At 37.1% G+C, this 14,079-nt stretch carries 21 protein-coding genes, 1 pseudogene and 1 riboswitch; of the genes and pseudogenes, 6 read left to right on the top strand and 16 right to left on the bottom strand.

The window, feature by feature from the left end; all coding sequences use genetic code 11:
- Positions 1–357: 357 nt before the first annotated feature.
- Complete coding sequence (locus BLP87_RS15045; RefSeq protein WP_207648727.1) at positions 358–1,437, bottom strand: MocR-like pyridoxine biosynthesis transcription factor PdxR; 1,080 nt, start codon at positions 1,435–1,437, stop codon at positions 358–360.
- Between the two features lie 82 nt (positions 1,438–1,519).
- Between BLP87_RS15045 and pdxS the strand changes: the two genes are divergently transcribed.
- Together pdxS and pdxT are read left to right on the top strand one after the other, a co-directional pair.
- Positions 1,520–2,395 carry a pyridoxal 5'-phosphate synthase lyase subunit PdxS gene (gene pdxS, locus BLP87_RS15040; protein ID WP_074463405.1) on the top strand — a complete coding sequence of 292 codons (876 nt, stop codon included), beginning with the start codon at positions 1,520–1,522 and terminating at the stop codon, positions 2,393–2,395.
- Between the two features lies 1 nt (position 2,396).
- Positions 2,397–2,966 (top strand): pyridoxal 5'-phosphate synthase glutaminase subunit PdxT, encoded by a 570-nt coding sequence (gene pdxT, locus BLP87_RS15035; RefSeq protein WP_026514803.1) that lies wholly within the window; start codon positions 2,397–2,399, stop codon positions 2,964–2,966.
- A 155-nt stretch (positions 2,967–3,121) separates the two neighbouring features.
- Here the strand turns inward: pdxT and BLP87_RS15030 are convergent, their stop codons facing one another.
- Together BLP87_RS15030 and BLP87_RS15025 are read right to left on the bottom strand one after the other, a co-directional pair.
- Entirely contained in the window at positions 3,122–3,532 is a 411-nt protein-coding gene (locus BLP87_RS15030) for a peptide deformylase (RefSeq protein WP_026654568.1), read from the bottom strand.
- 80 nt (positions 3,533–3,612) lie between these two features.
- Positions 3,613–4,950, bottom strand: coding sequence for an ATP-binding protein (locus tag BLP87_RS15025; protein ID WP_074463404.1), 1,338 nt, complete (start codon positions 4,948–4,950; stop codon positions 3,613–3,615).
- Positions 4,951–5,202: 252 nt separating this feature from the next.
- Between BLP87_RS15025 and BLP87_RS15020 the strand changes: the two genes are divergently transcribed.
- Both BLP87_RS15020 and BLP87_RS15015 read left to right on the top strand, forming a co-directional pair.
- Positions 5,203–5,508: a type II toxin-antitoxin system RelB/DinJ family antitoxin gene (locus tag BLP87_RS15020; protein WP_026654566.1), complete on the top strand. Its 306-nt coding sequence runs from the start codon at positions 5,203–5,205 to the stop codon at positions 5,506–5,508.
- Positions 5,505–5,831: a type II toxin-antitoxin system RelE/ParE family toxin gene (locus BLP87_RS15015; protein WP_074463403.1), complete on the top strand. Its 327-nt coding sequence runs from the start codon at positions 5,505–5,507 to the stop codon at positions 5,829–5,831. Before BLP87_RS15020 ends, BLP87_RS15015 begins: the two co-directional genes overlap by 4 nt.
- Before the next feature lie 124 nt (positions 5,832–5,955).
- Here the strand turns inward: BLP87_RS15015 and BLP87_RS15010 are convergent, their stop codons facing one another.
- From BLP87_RS15010 to BLP87_RS14985, 6 genes are all read right to left on the bottom strand, one after another.
- Entirely contained in the window at positions 5,956–6,186 is a 231-nt protein-coding gene (locus tag BLP87_RS15010; protein ID WP_026490285.1) for a hypothetical protein, read from the bottom strand.
- 70 nt (positions 6,187–6,256) lie between these two features.
- Positions 6,257–6,475 (bottom strand): DUF3791 domain-containing protein, encoded by a 219-nt coding sequence (locus BLP87_RS15005; protein ID WP_026490284.1) that lies wholly within the window; start codon positions 6,473–6,475, stop codon positions 6,257–6,259.
- An 86-nt stretch (positions 6,476–6,561) separates the two neighbouring features.
- The gene (locus BLP87_RS15000; RefSeq protein ID WP_074463402.1) at positions 6,562–7,458 is read right to left on the bottom strand and encodes a Fic family protein; all 897 of its coding nucleotides are present in this window, start codon (positions 7,456–7,458) and stop codon (positions 6,562–6,564) included.
- A gap of 410 nt (positions 7,459–7,868) precedes the next feature.
- Entirely contained in the window at positions 7,869–8,063 is a 195-nt protein-coding gene (locus tag BLP87_RS14995; RefSeq protein ID WP_074463401.1) for an SMI1/KNR4 family protein, read from the bottom strand.
- 92 nt (positions 8,064–8,155) lie between these two features.
- Positions 8,156–8,680, bottom strand: a complete 525-nt coding sequence (locus BLP87_RS14990) for a hypothetical protein (RefSeq protein ID WP_074463400.1) — start codon at positions 8,678–8,680, stop codon at positions 8,156–8,158.
- 56 nt (positions 8,681–8,736) lie between these two features.
- Positions 8,737–8,814: riboswitch (cyclic di-GMP riboswitch) on the bottom strand.
- A 159-nt stretch (positions 8,815–8,973) separates the two neighbouring features.
- A complete protein-coding gene (locus BLP87_RS14985) occupies positions 8,974–9,231 on the bottom strand; it encodes a hypothetical protein (RefSeq protein WP_074463399.1) in 258 nt (85 codons plus the stop codon).
- A gap of 143 nt (positions 9,232–9,374) precedes the next feature.
- Here BLP87_RS14985 and BLP87_RS14980 point away from each other — a divergent pair, with 143 nt between their 5' ends.
- Positions 9,375–10,328, top strand: coding sequence for a hypothetical protein (locus tag BLP87_RS14980; protein WP_074463398.1), 954 nt, complete (start codon positions 9,375–9,377; stop codon positions 10,326–10,328).
- Here BLP87_RS14980 and BLP87_RS16620 read toward each other — a convergent pair.
- The 7 genes and pseudogenes from BLP87_RS16620 to BLP87_RS14945 all read right to left on the bottom strand — a co-directional run.
- Positions 10,316–10,411, bottom strand: a pseudogene (locus BLP87_RS16620) (gamma-carboxymuconolactone decarboxylase); the annotation flags it as partial. The gene BLP87_RS14980 and the pseudogene BLP87_RS16620 sit on opposite strands and share 13 nt — an antisense overlap.
- A gap of 41 nt (positions 10,412–10,452) precedes the next feature.
- On the bottom strand, positions 10,453–10,782 hold the full coding sequence (locus BLP87_RS14970) for a putative quinol monooxygenase (RefSeq protein ID WP_074463397.1): 330 nt from the start codon (positions 10,780–10,782) through the stop codon (positions 10,453–10,455).
- 120 nt (positions 10,783–10,902) lie between these two features.
- Positions 10,903–11,160: a hypothetical protein gene (locus tag BLP87_RS14965; protein ID WP_074463396.1), complete on the bottom strand. Its 258-nt coding sequence runs from the start codon at positions 11,158–11,160 to the stop codon at positions 10,903–10,905.
- 122 nt (positions 11,161–11,282) lie between these two features.
- Positions 11,283–11,888, bottom strand: a complete 606-nt coding sequence (locus BLP87_RS14960) for a hypothetical protein (RefSeq protein ID WP_074463395.1) — start codon at positions 11,886–11,888, stop codon at positions 11,283–11,285.
- Positions 11,889–12,267: 379 nt separating this feature from the next.
- Complete coding sequence (locus BLP87_RS14955; RefSeq protein WP_074463394.1) at positions 12,268–12,603, bottom strand: hypothetical protein; 336 nt, start codon at positions 12,601–12,603, stop codon at positions 12,268–12,270.
- 49 nt (positions 12,604–12,652) lie between these two features.
- A complete protein-coding gene (locus BLP87_RS14950; RefSeq protein WP_074463393.1) occupies positions 12,653–13,000 on the bottom strand; it encodes a hypothetical protein in 348 nt (115 codons plus the stop codon).
- Positions 13,001–13,021: 21 nt separating this feature from the next.
- Complete coding sequence (locus tag BLP87_RS14945) at positions 13,022–13,354, bottom strand: hypothetical protein (protein ID WP_143002162.1); 333 nt, start codon at positions 13,352–13,354, stop codon at positions 13,022–13,024.
- A gap of 489 nt (positions 13,355–13,843) precedes the next feature.
- Here BLP87_RS14945 and BLP87_RS14940 point away from each other — a divergent pair.
- A partial coding sequence (locus tag BLP87_RS14940) for a transposase (protein WP_074463391.1) occupies positions 13,844–14,079 on the top strand: 236 nt, incomplete at its 3' end.

The following is a 14,079-nucleotide window of genomic DNA, read 5'->3' as shown; positions in this document are numbered from 1 at the left end:
ACTGATAAAGATTGATGCATGTTCCTGAATACCCTTAGGCACTTCCATAGGTATTAAGAAGTGTTTCATTGGCCGCCTAAGCGTCCAATGTTGGCACTGAAAGTAGCATGGAAAATGTGCATGCAAGTGCCAAGAGCTTCCCGCAAAAGCTCTTTAACATTTTTCGTTTCATTTTACTGTCCCCCTGTAAAATTTTGAGTATTATTACCCTTCCCCATTCAAGTGACAATATTATAACTTATTTAAAATGCCAATAATTTTCAATTATTGCGCCACAATTATTAATTATTGCCCATTATAGACATTTTTCAAATTTTAGTAGATTATAACCTCCGGCAGGCAGTAAATTGGCACTTTTTATGCCTTCCTCTTGCTCCTTCTGACTCGATTAATATGTCTTTCAAAGTCACCACTATTGATGAGCTGAGCTATCACAAGCTGCTCGTATGTAGGAACTGTGCAGGAATAAAATCCAAGCCTTTCATCAAATACCTCCGTCAATTGCTTTGGCAACACCATATAGGCAGCACGAAGTGAAGGAGAAATGGTTTGGGAAAATGAATTCATGTATATGACATTGTCTCTGTCAGAAATAGCAAACATAGTTTCCTCAGGCTTGCTTGATATAGAAAATTCTGATTCAAAATCATCCTCAATTATGTAGCGCTCACCTTGTGCGGCCCACCTGATATATTCATATTTTTTAGATGCGGACGCAGTTACCCCTGATGGAAAACTTCTGTAAGGAGAAATATGTAATACCGATGCTGTAGTGGTTAGCAGTGCCGAGCTTGCTATACCATTTTCTTCAAGTGGCAGCATCTGGCAGGTAACCCCAGACATTCTATAGACCTGCTCTATTTTTTTATAGGATGGGGACTCCAGCGCAAAAACTGTGTCCTTGCCAAACAATCCGACGATGAGGTTGTATAAATATTCTGCACCAGAGCCTATGATTATCTGGCTTATATCCACATGTATATTTCTATTTCTAGCCAGATATTTTCTTATAGCTTCTCTGGTTTCTTCGCACCCTTTATTTGCTGGCCTTTCCAGTATGGCCTCGCCATAATCATTCACTACTTTTCTCATAGTTTTCGTTAATACTGAAAAAGGAAATGCATAGGTAGTTCTCTGATAAGTATGGCTTTCATGGCTTAAGATTTTTGCTGTGGATACAAAACCATCCTCCTTTCGAAAAATCACATAGTATCCGCTTCTCTCCTTGGGTTCAAGATACCCCTCATCGCATAGCAGCTCATAGGCATGCTTTATGGTTATTACACTAACATGCATTTCATCTGCCATTGTTTTTCTGGATGGGAGCCTGGTTCCGTATGGATAATCTCCAGAAATTATATTCTTTTTTAATCTATCGTAAATACGTATGTATTGGGGCATTTTTTTATCGTTTGAGGCTTTATTTGAATTTTGCATATATATTTTTTCTCCATACTGGGTATTTAATATATGCAATTATATTCTATAATTTCCTCATCAATCAAGGAGGAACAATAAAATGTTGAATAATCGTTATGAATTAAACAAGAATCTCGCACAGATGTTAAAGGGTGGAGTCATCATGGATGTAACTACTCCGGAACAGGCCAAAATTGCCGAAGCTGCTGGTGCCTGCGCTGTAATGGCACTAGAAAGAATCCCTGCTGATATTCGCGCAGCCGGTGGCGTTTCCCGTATGAGTGATCCTAAAATGATAAAAGGTATTCAGGATGCAGTTTCAATTCCTGTAATGGCAAAATGCCGTATCGGACATTTCGCAGAAGCCCAAATTCTTCAGGCTATTGAAATGGATTACATCGATGAATCAGAAGTTTTGTCTCCTGCCGACGATAAATATCACATTGATAAAACAAAATTTGATGTACCATTCGTATGCGGTGCCAAGGATTTAGGTGAGGCCCTTCGCAGAATAAATGAAGGTGCATCAATGATTCGCACAAAAGGTGAACCAGGAACAGGTGACATCGTTCAAGCTGTCAGGCATATGCGCTTAATGCAATCTGAAATCAGACGTATCAGTTCAATGTCAAAGGATGAGCTTTTCAATACTGCAAAAGAATTGGCAGTCCCTTACGAGCTTGTTCAATACGTTCATGAAAATGGCAAACTTCCTGTTGTAAATTTTGCAGCCGGTGGCGTAGCTACTCCTGCAGATGCAGCACTTATGATGCAGCTTGGTGCCGAAGGAGTCTTTGTAGGCTCTGGTATTTTCAAATCAAGAGATCCTGCAAAACGAGCAGCCGCAATTGTTAAAGCAGTCACCAATTTTACAGATGCAAAAATGCTTGCAGAACTATCAGAAGATTTAGGTGAAGCAATGGTGGGAATTAACGAACAGGAAATTGATTTGCTTATGGCTGAAAGGGGTAAATAAGATGAACATCGCTGTACTTGCTCTACAGGGAGCCTTTATAGAACACGAAAAAATACTTTCAAAGCTTGGTGTGTCCACTATAGAAATCCGACAACAAAAAGATTTGGAAAAAGATTTTGATGGCTTAATTATTCCCGGCGGAGAAAGTACCGTGCAGGGAAAGCTCCTTAAGGAACTAGGACTTTTTGAGCCATTAAAGAAAATGATTGAAAACGGACTACCTGTATTTGGCACCTGCGCAGGATTGCTACTTTTAGCAGATAAAATAAATAATGATGACCGCAGTTACTTACAGACTATGGATATCGTAGCTGAAAGAAATGCCTATGGCAGACAGCTTGGAAGCTTTTACACTGAGGCTGATTTTGAGAGAATTGGTACTGTTCCTATGACATTTATCAGAGCTCCTTACATCAAAGCTGTTTCAGAAAAAGCAAGACCACTTGCTACAGTTGATGGTCACATAGTTGCCGCAAGACAAGGAAATCAACTAGTAACTGCATTTCATCCTGAGCTTAATGACTCTCTACATATTCATAAATATTTTTGTGATATGGTTGCCAACCAATAACTACTTTGCCACCCAAGAATAACAAAAGCCATCGTCCAGGATCACTACGGCACTATAACAGTGAAGTGTGAACCTGGCAATGGCAGTAAATTTATAGTTATATTGCCTATAGATTGATTTACATTTTTCCAAGTCTGATATCGTACGACACTTTCTCATATCAGCACCCCTTCAAAATGGTCTATCTCATGCTGAATAATCTGCGCAGTAAAATCCTTGTACTTTCCATGCTGAGGTTTAAAATCTTGGTCGAGGTAATCAACCTCAATCTCTTTATATCTGGTGCAGGGTCTTACTCCCTCAAGAGACAGACAACTCTCTTCTGTCTGATATTCACCGCTCTTCTTAGTAATAACCGGATTGACCATAGCAAAATGAAACGGTCCCATAGCTACTACGATAATTCTTTTCTTTACGCCGATCATGTTTGCCGCCATGCCAACGCATCTGTCCTGATTTGCTCTCAGCGTATCAAGGAGATCGTGAATCACCTGCTTGTCCGCCTCTGTTGCAGGCTCTGACTTCTGTTGCAAGAACATCGGATCTCTAACAATATTTTTTACCATTACTCACTATCCTCTTCCATCGTCTCTATCAAAAAACTGGCGTCCCGCGGTATCAATCTATATAAGTGTTGTTATTTGATTTACAAATCTTTTTTCTTTAGATATTCCTTCATCTTGAATGCGCAGAAATATGGGAAAGTATATATGTCGTTTGCATGTCCGACATTAAAATCTCCAAGTTTTATCCCATATGAAATATCACTGTAATTCTCATTTTTAATCATCGAAGACAATGATCTTGACTTATCATTATTGGACTTAACCTCTACAGGAATAAGATCGTTTTGAGTTCTTACAAAAAAATCTTCCTCTAACGTAGAATTATCTTTCTTATAGTAATAAAGGCCTAATCCCTGCTTCACAAAAGCTTCTGCTACAAAGTTTTCGTAAAGAGCACCTTTATACACGCCAAGGTTTTTGTTAACTCTAAGATCCTCCTGCGCTTCTTCATCTAATGCAGATACCAACAATCCGGTATCCGGATAATATAACTTATATTTGCTTTCTTCAATGTTGCCTTTTAGCGGAAGTTCAGGAAACTGTAGACAATTACACTCTGTTATAACACCGGCATCAATAAGCCATTCTATACAACCGGTATATTCTCTTGATCTGGCGTTTTTCTCAATCTTATTGAACTGAAACTTTTTATTTTCTTTTGCAAGTTGTGCAGGAACACTTCTATATACGCTTATGATTTTTGTCTGATCAAGGCCCTCTGCATACTTTCGCACATCTTCCTCATAATCCAGCCTGATCTGTTCCTGTACATCAAGCGTTCCTGAGAATGTTCCTGTTTCAATATAAAGCTTTACAACATCCGGCATACCACCGAGTACACAATAATCTAGGAATAAACGTTTGAAAATAGATAATTCATTTTCATTAAACGGCTTATTTTCCAGCATATGATGCAAAATGGAATCAATCTGCTCCTGACTGTATCCTTTTGCCCATAGAAATTCTTCAAAGTCCATCGAATACATTTCATAGTCGGTCTTAGCACCAACACTATTACTATGAATCTTTTTATAATTGATTCCTAACATTGAACCGCTGCAGATAACATCATATTTTCCATCTATCTTAAAAGCCTTAAGTGTTGTAGCAACATCAGGATTCTCTTGTATTTCATCAAAAAGAATTATGGTTTTGCCCGGAACAAACTTAAAAGATGGGTTAACCAAAGAAATGTTCTTAATGACACTCTCAACATCATAACCATCTGCCAGTATCTGCATGTATTTTTTCTCAAGCACGAAATTTATATATATAACATTCTCATAATTATCATTAGCAAAATGCATGATGGATTCTGTCTTTCCAATCTGCCTTGCTCCTTTTACTATAAGAGGCTTATGAGCCGGATCCGCTTTCCAACTGTTTAAATAATCATCAATCTTTCTTCTGTAGTACATATTCCTACCTCCAAGAAAATGTTATCACAAAATATGAGTCAGTTTCAACTCACCTTTCACATTTTATGAGGCACTTTTTGATATTCTCACACATTTTATGAGGGACTTTTGCGGTTTTTTTCACATTTTTGTACTAGTCAATAAAAGTGGACACGAAACAAAGCTCATTAGCGCTTGCATTTGCTTGCAACTACTTGCATTATGCACTATACTATAATTAACAAAGAAATGAAATGAAAGGAGCGTGATTTTATGGCAAATACAGCCCCAGTTTATGCTCGTATTGATACAGGGCTCAAAGAAAACGCTGAAGGAATTCTTGCTCAGCTGGGAATTTCTCCTTCTGAAGCTATAAAAATGCTTTACAGCCAGATTGTGCTTGTTAAAGGAATGCCTTTCCAGTCAAAACTTCCGGAAGTAAACCACTTTTCTGCTCAAGGCATAACAAAGTCAGAGTTTGATGCAGAACTACAAAAAGGTATAGATTCCATCAAAAATGGTCGCACTCATTCTGTCGAAGATGTTGATCGTATGCTCGCCGAGGAATTTGGTATATGAGCAATTACTATGTTAGCTACTCTGACGAAGCCAAGGACGATCTTCGCAATATATTCATGCACATCGCATATAACCTAGGATCTAGAGATAATGCAGAATGTCAAGTGAACCGAATTCGCGAAGCAATAAAGAAGCTTGATAAATTTCCCAAAAGAAATCCTTCTGTTCCTTATGAACCTTGGGCAAGCCTTGGTATGCGCCGATTGAACGTTGACAATTACGTTGTTCTATACATTGTAGATGAAACCAATGAGCGCGTTGAAATTGTCCGTATCCCATATGGCGCAATGGATCTTGATAAATTCTTTGAAAATATGACTTAATAATTCAAAAAGCACAAATAGCTATCAAGCTTTTGCTCCCTAACTATAATATTAAATCAGTTAGGGAGCAATAAAAAGCAGCTACCTCGTTTTTGAGATAACTGCTCTATGTAATAGGCGATTATTATATTTCAGCTTGAACGATATGCCCGAAGTTCAACTCATCTTTATATAAATCATAAATATAAGCAGAGCTTTCACGATAAAGCCCTGTTTCTACATCTTGAAGCTTATCAAAAACCTCTGATTCATAAAAGAAGTTCATAGCCTCGTCATATTCTACGTTCTGATCTTTCGAGATCATTTCAACAATATCCTGAATAGCATACTCTATTAGTTGCTTTTTCTCATTCATGACTAATTTTCCTCAATAATGAAATAGCTGCAGGTGTATGGAATATCAACATTACTACCATGATAAAGAATCATATAGTTCCTCCATTTCTCCGGCAAAGAGCTTGTAAATCTTCAACCACATTATCAAATGATAAAAGATGCTCTTCCTCATAGAAATCCTTCAGGAACTCTATTCCTTTGAAATCTCGAAGATATCTATATGCTTCTTTAACATTCAAATTAAAAGCTTCAGCAAACTCATTAACACATGCAACTGTATAATTTATCAACCTTCTCTGATAGCTCATAGCATTTCCTCTTCTAACAATCTCCTATTTCCGTACTCTTACATCAAGCTCTCTTTTCAATGTTGTTTCATTGCCATTTCTCGGCATCAATCATTATACCGGATTCCAAAATAATCAAGATGCACTTTAAATCTATCTTGGCAGGTCAAAATAGTATCCCTTAAATAGCCTTTTTCATGCTTCCATTCTTTCAGTCCTCTATAATAGAATCCCTTCAAGTCATCATAAACAATAAAAGGAGTGATGCCGTTTCTTAGGCATTCCTTAAACATAATAAGTCTACCCACACGTCCATTTCCATCTTGGAACGGATGAATTTTTTCAAACTTGTAATGAAAATCGATTATATCATCAAGTGTCTTTTTATTTATCGAATTATAGTCCTTAAGGAGTGCTTTAATTTCCCCTGCTACTTTCGCAGGAAGTGTAGTAGGCATTCCCCCAACTTCATTTTCAAGTCTTTTATAGTCACCTACATTAAACCAAGCTTTCCTGCTATCGGAAGTTCCTGTTTTTAGAACAAAATGAAGCTGCTTAATGAAAGCTTCGCTAAGCTTATAATTCGCCTGATCTATTACTAAATCTATACATCTAAAGTGGTTTACAGTTTCAACAATGTCATCAACATTAATGGCATCATCCTCTACACCTATGGTATTAGTTTCAAAGATATATCGGGTTTGGTCATGAGTAAGTCTACTACCCTCAATGTGATTTGAATTGTATGTCAGATCTATTTGAATCTTATGATACAATCCGCCATTAATGCCGGCTTCTTTTTCCATCTTCAATCGAGAAATTACATCAGTTGGAATCTTACCACTGCGCTGTTTTCTAGCAGGTTTTTCAGCATTATCCGGAATTAACCATACCAATCCATCCTGTGTAGCACCGGGAACTCTTCCATTCCGGCAATAATTCCTTACACTTCTCTCAGAGATATTCCACTTTTTTGCCGCAGCACCAACATTTATATATCCCATATTTACGCCCCTTCAAGTGTTTCATCATGATAATATTATATCATGCTCGGCAATTTATATCAGCGTTTTATATATGAATATTCTTATTTTATTTTGCCAATGGCAAATCCAAATACTCCGCAAAGAATAATAAGTCAAAGGGACGGTTCTTTTGTCACCATCCATCCTCATATGCTCTATAATTAAAAGCACCGCAACACAGCGAATTTCCCCGCCACTTTGCAATCAACCATCTTTCCGATAATATCTTTTGATTATTTGCCTCCCAAGTAGCTGACCATATCAGGAGCGATTTGCGGTCATGTCCTCGCTTCAGTTTTTTTGAAACAATCCTCTTTTTCTTTACCATCTCCAAAACATAGCGCCGTTACATGTGACCAAATTAGCGAAAAAAGTGTTGAAATTACACTTCAAGTATTGCCATTCATTTGAAGGAATTCTTTGTAATAGTACGGAATCTTACATCCGGTTTCTTTTTCGAATTTTTCTATTTCCCCAGGATCTGCCGGAGCATTCCATTTAAAGTTATATTCAACTTCGCATAAAGCATCTTTTATTAACACTTTCCCTACTGCATTTTCAGTAAGTTCTTTCAAAACATTCATTTTTCAAAATGGCCATCTATTGTCAGATGCCGCATGCTCCTATTTTTATATTACTTTTTATTCATGTCCGCTTCCACATCGGCAAGTACATTTCAATTTATCGTCAAAAAATAGCCCATATCATCCAGTATGTTTTGAAAATAAGTTCTCGAAACGCACTTATTCCCGGCATACTGCTGCATGAAACTACTAAAGCGCACGTAATCTTTAATATATACTTCACTTATTAAAAACTTGGAATTTCCATAATACAAATATATATTTTCATTTGGATACCCACTACGATTATTTACTCTTACTCGTCTCCATCTTTTTATCTTATCTACCAAAATAACTTTCTTCAGTCTGAATAATCTTCTTATTTCAATCGTTCTATTTCTTTTATCAACTTTTATTCTGCTATATGATAAATCGGCCATCCTAATATCAATGCAAAAAAACCACCAAAACCATGATCCGAAAAATATCCCATACCACCACTTCTCCTGCATAGCTCCAATTGTTAAATAAAGAAATATCAACCAAAAGGGCAACAATGCAAGTACAATAAACGTTCCAATTATTTTCCACATCATTTTGGATTTTATCTCAAACACATAAAAATCTTTTTTATCCATTTTTCTCTTTCTATCACACTAATAAAAAGACTGCAACACAGTAGATTTCCTCACTATTTTGCAGTCAAACCATCTTTCTATAAAGATTTACGACTTTGCGCCCATACATCACTGTATGTTTGCCGATTCATCATCATCATCATAGTATGATGGAACTATTAAGCAAACTGCATTTTCCTAAAATCATCAAGCAGCTCCTCATAATCTGCCTTATCTTCCACAAATTCCCATCATTGTCTCTATCAAAAAACTGGCGTCCCGCGGTATCAATCTAATAAGTGTTGTTATTTGATTTACAAATCTTTTTTCTTTAGATATTCCTTACCGTCTACTTTTTTCAGACACGATGCATCCCCTAAAATGCTCAAAGCGTCTATATGCACCTTTTGTTCATTTTTCAAAAAAAGTTCGTAGTTTTTTTCAGCTTCTCTATCTCCGGAAGCCTCAGCCTCCGCCGTTTCCCCATCTTCTGCAAAGGCACAACTACCTTCCGAATAATTTCCAAGCATCAAAAAACATAAAGCAATCGGAAGTATTCTTTTAAAAAACATATCTTTCTCCAACAACAAATTATTCTGTGAAAGCCTCTGATTCAAGCCTTTCGCTATAGAATTATAACATGTTTTGTATATTTACAATTTAAAATGAAATGTATATGATTACATGTATAAAAAACAGCTTGGTGAGGCACAGAATGAATAATTTGGCATATGACAGTTTGCATAAGTTTTTTGTTTCAGCGGGCGCAGCCCTTGTTATTACTCCCATTGTGGGTTTCTATTTTCTTTTGCAAGGGGAAGTTCAATTGATTTCTCAGGAAGAATACGAGAATCTTTCAGCGTATTCGCAACATTGTATCGATTTCAAAGAGTATTTGCTATTTATAATCCAAAAAGCCGGGATCTTCGTGGCTATATTTGTTATGCTCATTGGCATATTCTTGCTGCTACTGGGAATACACGGCTGGAAGAACAATCAAAAAGAATTGGATAAACAGCTTGCACTGACTACGCAAGAAGTACTCCAGAAGCTTCAGTCATATAACGAAGATGACAAGAACGTGAAGGCCAAAGAGCTAAAAGAGGAAAAAGAACAAGCTGAAAGCTTCAGTTCATCCGATGTTGCCGAGAAAACGGAACACCATTTGAAAAGTGACTCTGATAAAATGTCGGAAAAACGCATGGAGTGTGCTTCTTTTAAAATGCCGGAAGAATGCTTGCAATCCGATATATTTATGCCTAATAATACCCATTCCAATTACCAAGAAGTTGAAAAAGATTTTTATGAAAGCGGCATTTACAAACTGCTTCCCGACAAAGAATACATTATAAAGCAGGAAAAGAAGATAAACGGAAATCGCTTTGACGGCTTGGCGATTTCGAAAGCGAATTCCATTGACTTCATTTTTGAGATTAAGTGGTGGCTTGATTATAAGAACAAGTATGCCTTAGAGCATGCATGCAAGCGTTTGAAAAATAGTGAGTCTGTATATACAGAGGCTACCAATCGAAAATGCAAGGCTATACTTGTTATCATAACCGGGCATGATACCGTACCCGAAATGAAGGATTGGCTCAAAAAAGTTTCCAACGAGATTGACACTCACGGTATCCGCATTGAAGTAATGGCAGATGAACTTTTGGCATGATGTATATGCCAGTTGTTTCTGCATCTCGGCTCAAAAGTCACGTTAAACATCGGTGCAAATTCACCAAGCCGGCTTCTTCCCGCTGTCTGTACAATTTTTTCACCCATACTCTGTCCCGACCTCTCTATTTTCTGATAAAACTTTTATCTGATTCAGGCATAGTGTCGTCAGACTTATATCTTTCCACTGTCATATGAAGGTCATACTTTTGTCTAAGCTCAGTAATTGTTTTCATCATAGGTGAGGCATGATGAATATCGATAGCCTTCTGATCCTCCCAGCTGTCGATAAGCAGTATGGTTTCCGGATCATCCAGTGACTGAAAATACTCATACTTCAGATTTCCGGCCTCATTTCGGATATCCGCCACCGTACCGCCGGATATCATTTCTTCTGCAAATCTCTTCGCAGCACCATTTTTTCCTCTGTACCGTATATTTACTGTAATACTCATAAGTTAGCCCCCTTTCATTTGGCAATGTAAGTTTGCATCGTGTTTTCATCAGTGTGGTGTCTCGCTGACTTTAGATCAATATATGCCTTATACAGCTATCTTTCTTGCTATATAATACGATCAATCACTTTTCAGGTTTATCTTGGTAACACGAATAATGGTTATAAGTATCGCAACCATCGCTATGACCAGATCAATGACCGGCAATCCCAAGATGCAGAATCCCGTAAATACAGGCACCGGATGCCCCAGCGCTTCCGGATCCGGAATCACTTTCGTATCTATCCATACCGCCAGCCAAAACAATATAAAATTCAATACAATTGTAATCGGAATCGCTAACAACGCCCGATATGGATTTTTTTGCTTTTGATTCATCTGCGTTTTCCCTTCTTACTTACCACCATCACGTCCATGTAATGGCTTTTCGTATGACTCACTACTAAAAAGGCCAAAACCACCTTCTTACTCATATCTTTTTACCATCCATTTCACTTACTTTAGTAGTAACTATATCTCAATGAACCATACATATCTTTTATCTCTTTTTTCGAAATATCCCCTCTGGGAGCCACGATTATTTCAACAACACTTTTGTTATCTGCCGTAAAAGCATATATGATTTTTTCAATATTATCAGATCTGTATTGTAAAAAATATGCATCAAAACTTGGCTTATCGGTTTTTCCGCAATCAACAACCACTCCGTTACCACTTTCGGCAAGTTTGATCAACTCATACGCATACTTGATTGAATTAACTTCTTTTATTTTTTCAAAAGAAATATCAAAACATTCCAAAATGTCAGAATCTATGCCTTCGCAATCAGGACCCACTCCCAAAATCATATAATCATCAGACTTGAGAAAAACATACTCTTTTCCTTCAATTCTTTCCAGGCTTCCTGTAATTCTTTTTGGCAAACGGAAATGCGCATCACCAAAACTAATGACATCATATTTGGAATCATTCATCATCTGTACAGACATGAAAATAATAAGGAAAAAAAACATTATATATAAAAAAAGCTTTTGATATTCAAACTTCTTTTCCTGCCTGCGTTTTAAAACTTCTGATTCATACGGAGCGTTCACTCTGTCATCCATCACTCTATTCTTCCCATAAATATAAATCCTTCAAACACACATTCGGCGCCTAATAAGCAGATATACTTCCTATCTCTTCAACCATATCTGTAAACACGGTAATGTCCATATAGTGCTTTTTGTGTTATGTATTTTTATTTCTTTATATTTAATATTTCGTAACATTCATCCGTTATCTACCAAATTTATACCTTTTTCTCTAAACATCCATTTTAATTTAGACGAACCATCATACAAAGACTTTGTTATAATACAGCCGCCTAGATTATGCGTCTTAAGCGGCTCCGATTTTTTCTTGAATTTATCAAATAATCCCACAGTTATTCACCTCTATATATTCCGAAGTTATATGCTCGATTTATCCTTAAAAATTCCTTTATCACGTTTTCTCTAAATACTCAATTATTTTCCCATGAGCTTTGGCATATTCAATTTCCGATCTGGTGCTATCCCCGATATAGCCGCCAACATTGATCACAAAAATACTGTCAGCCATATCTATCTTATGCTTATGCATATCGTCAAGCATCTTCTTAGTCTTTGTGAGTGTTCCCTCATCCATATTTTCCCAGACTTCCCGGTCTCCCGAATGCCCAAAAAGGCCAACACTAATAACAATGTTCCCCTCTAAAGTAAGCCTCTTCTGTGCTTCCATAAATTCATCCTTAAAACGTGTGCTGCCACACAAGGTTACTACAGGATAGTTCCCCACCATGCTATATTCCTCACTTATCTGTTTTATTTGACTATATCGGCAAGATCTATTACTTGCGATACTTCTCTTTTAGCCAGGCTACAATCTCTTCACAAGCAGATGCCGCGGCCATTGCTTCAGGAAATTGTCCTTTCCGAAAGTATGAACCCGCATTCTCAATTACTTTGATCAAACTATCCTCAGAGATGCTTCGTGTCATATTATCATCTTCGTATAAATCATTCTCAATCCATTCATATCGATAATACGGCCTGCCATCCTCATCAATCCCATACTCATCGCATTGAAGCGGACCAATACAAGCCATTGAATACAAAACAATCTTCCCGCTCGAAGCAGGCGGAACATGTGCAATAGAATAATGCCATCTATCATAATAAAAACTCAAATCACCCATAATTAACTCTTTTACTATTTATTATTCAAAAGAAACATCGTCTTTTGCTACGTTTTTTAAACTCTCAAACGCATCATAAAAATTGTCATAAGGTATGCTCCCGAACCATGTATGTGGTTTGTCCCCCTCAGATTCACATATCCTTCGCAAAAGAGCTTTAACATATTCTGTTTCAGATTCGTATTCTTCAGAACAACTATACTCCAAGCCGCAACTATCCAATGCGTCCAATACTTGTTTCAATGTCATAATAATCCCACAAACTTTTCTAACAACTGCTGCTCCATTTAATAATTTTATTATGCTGCATTTATCCACTCTGTAGCAAGATACAACAGCACATTTACAATTCAATTACACTTTTACAAGGGAATATCTATAGACTCGTTACACTTTTGCAAGCGAATGTCTGCATACTCGTTACACTTTTGCAAGCGAATATTTGCAGGTTCATTACACTTTTGCAAGCGAATGTCTGCATACTCGTTACACTTTTTCAAGCGAATGTCTGCAGATTCTTTCCGCTAATTGTAGCAAATCCCGTAACATGCTAAGCCGCTTACGAGCAAGACCTACTTACATTTTTAATTCATCTACAGATTTAGGAAGAAGGTATGTTTCATTCAACTCGTTTCCGGCTTTGATGATACATTCAAAAACAAAGTCTTTGGTAAAAGATACCCCATTTATCGGGAATGTCATCTGTTTTTCATAATCTTTTTGTATAGAACTGCTTTGTCCCCAGTCATTATAATCTTTTACAGTAGTGTTAGCATCTAATTAGTACATTTTAAAATGAGTTAATCCTTTAAATAGCATATAATACAAGAGGAGGAACTCATTATGCCAAGAAAAAACAAACAACACACAAAGCAGTTCAAGTTGGATGCTGTCAACTATCGCAAGGAACATCCTGATCTCACACAGGTTGAATGTGCTAAGAATCTCGGAATAGGTACCAGTACCTTAGCAAGGTGGGAAACCCAGTTCAAAGATAATGATGGTGATATCCCTACCAGAGGATCAGGTAACTACTCATCTGACGAAGCCAAGGAAATAGCCCGTCTTAAACGTGAATT

Origin of the sequence: Butyrivibrio hungatei (assembly GCF_900101605.1) — a bacterium.
Taxonomy (GTDB): domain Bacteria; phylum Bacillota; class Clostridia; order Lachnospirales; family Lachnospiraceae; genus Butyrivibrio; species Butyrivibrio hungatei_B.
This window is presented reverse-complemented; position numbering and strand designations above follow the sequence as displayed.

Excerpts from the sequence above, each read along its gene's own strand:
- pdxT (WP_026514803.1), top strand. The coding sequence starts at position 2,397 with ATGAACATCGCTGTACTTGCTCTACAGGGAGCCTTTATAGAACACGAA.
- BLP87_RS14985 (WP_074463399.1), bottom strand. The coding sequence starts at position 9,231 with ATGTTTTTTAAAAGAATACTTCCGATTGCTTTATGTTTTTTGATGCTT.
- BLP87_RS15030 (WP_026654568.1), bottom strand. The coding sequence starts at position 3,532 with ATGGTAAAAAATATTGTTAGAGATCCGATGTTCTTGCAACAGAAGTCA.
- BLP87_RS15020 (WP_026654566.1), top strand. The coding sequence starts at position 5,203 with ATGGCAAATACAGCCCCAGTTTATGCTCGTATTGATACAGGGCTCAAA.
- BLP87_RS15015 (WP_074463403.1), top strand. The coding sequence starts at position 5,505 with ATGAGCAATTACTATGTTAGCTACTCTGACGAAGCCAAGGACGATCTT.
- BLP87_RS14980 (WP_074463398.1), top strand. The coding sequence starts at position 9,375 with ATGAATAATTTGGCATATGACAGTTTGCATAAGTTTTTTGTTTCAGCG.
- BLP87_RS15000 (WP_074463402.1), bottom strand. The coding sequence starts at position 7,458 with ATGGGATATATAAATGTTGGTGCTGCGGCAAAAAAGTGGAATATCTCT.
- BLP87_RS14950 (WP_074463393.1), bottom strand. The coding sequence starts at position 13,000 with ATGGGTGATTTGAGTTTTTATTATGATAGATGGCATTATTCTATTGCA.
- BLP87_RS15045 (WP_207648727.1), bottom strand. The coding sequence starts at position 1,437 with ATGCAAAATTCAAATAAAGCCTCAAACGATAAAAAAATGCCCCAATAC.
- BLP87_RS15005 (WP_026490284.1), bottom strand. The coding sequence starts at position 6,475 with ATGAGCTATCAGAGAAGGTTGATAAATTATACAGTTGCATGTGTTAAT.
- BLP87_RS14990 (WP_074463400.1), bottom strand. The coding sequence starts at position 8,680 with ATGGATAAAAAAGATTTTTATGTGTTTGAGATAAAATCCAAAATGATG.
- BLP87_RS15010 (WP_026490285.1), bottom strand. The coding sequence starts at position 6,186 with ATGAATGAGAAAAAGCAACTAATAGAGTATGCTATTCAGGATATTGTT.
- BLP87_RS14955 (WP_074463394.1), bottom strand. The coding sequence starts at position 12,603 with ATGGTGGGGAACTATCCTGTAGTAACCTTGTGTGGCAGCACACGTTTT.
- BLP87_RS14965 (WP_074463396.1), bottom strand. The coding sequence starts at position 11,160 with ATGAATCAAAAGCAAAAAAATCCATATCGGGCGTTGTTAGCGATTCCG.
- BLP87_RS14970 (WP_074463397.1), bottom strand. The coding sequence starts at position 10,782 with ATGAGTATTACAGTAAATATACGGTACAGAGGAAAAAATGGTGCTGCG.
- BLP87_RS14960 (WP_074463395.1), bottom strand. The coding sequence starts at position 11,888 with ATGGATGACAGAGTGAACGCTCCGTATGAATCAGAAGTTTTAAAACGC.
- BLP87_RS15025 (WP_074463404.1), bottom strand. The coding sequence starts at position 4,950 with ATGTACTACAGAAGAAAGATTGATGATTATTTAAACAGTTGGAAAGCG.
- pdxS (WP_074463405.1), top strand. The coding sequence starts at position 1,520 with ATGTTGAATAATCGTTATGAATTAAACAAGAATCTCGCACAGATGTTA.
- BLP87_RS14995 (WP_074463401.1), bottom strand. The coding sequence starts at position 8,063 with ATGAATGTTTTGAAAGAACTTACTGAAAATGCAGTAGGGAAAGTGTTA.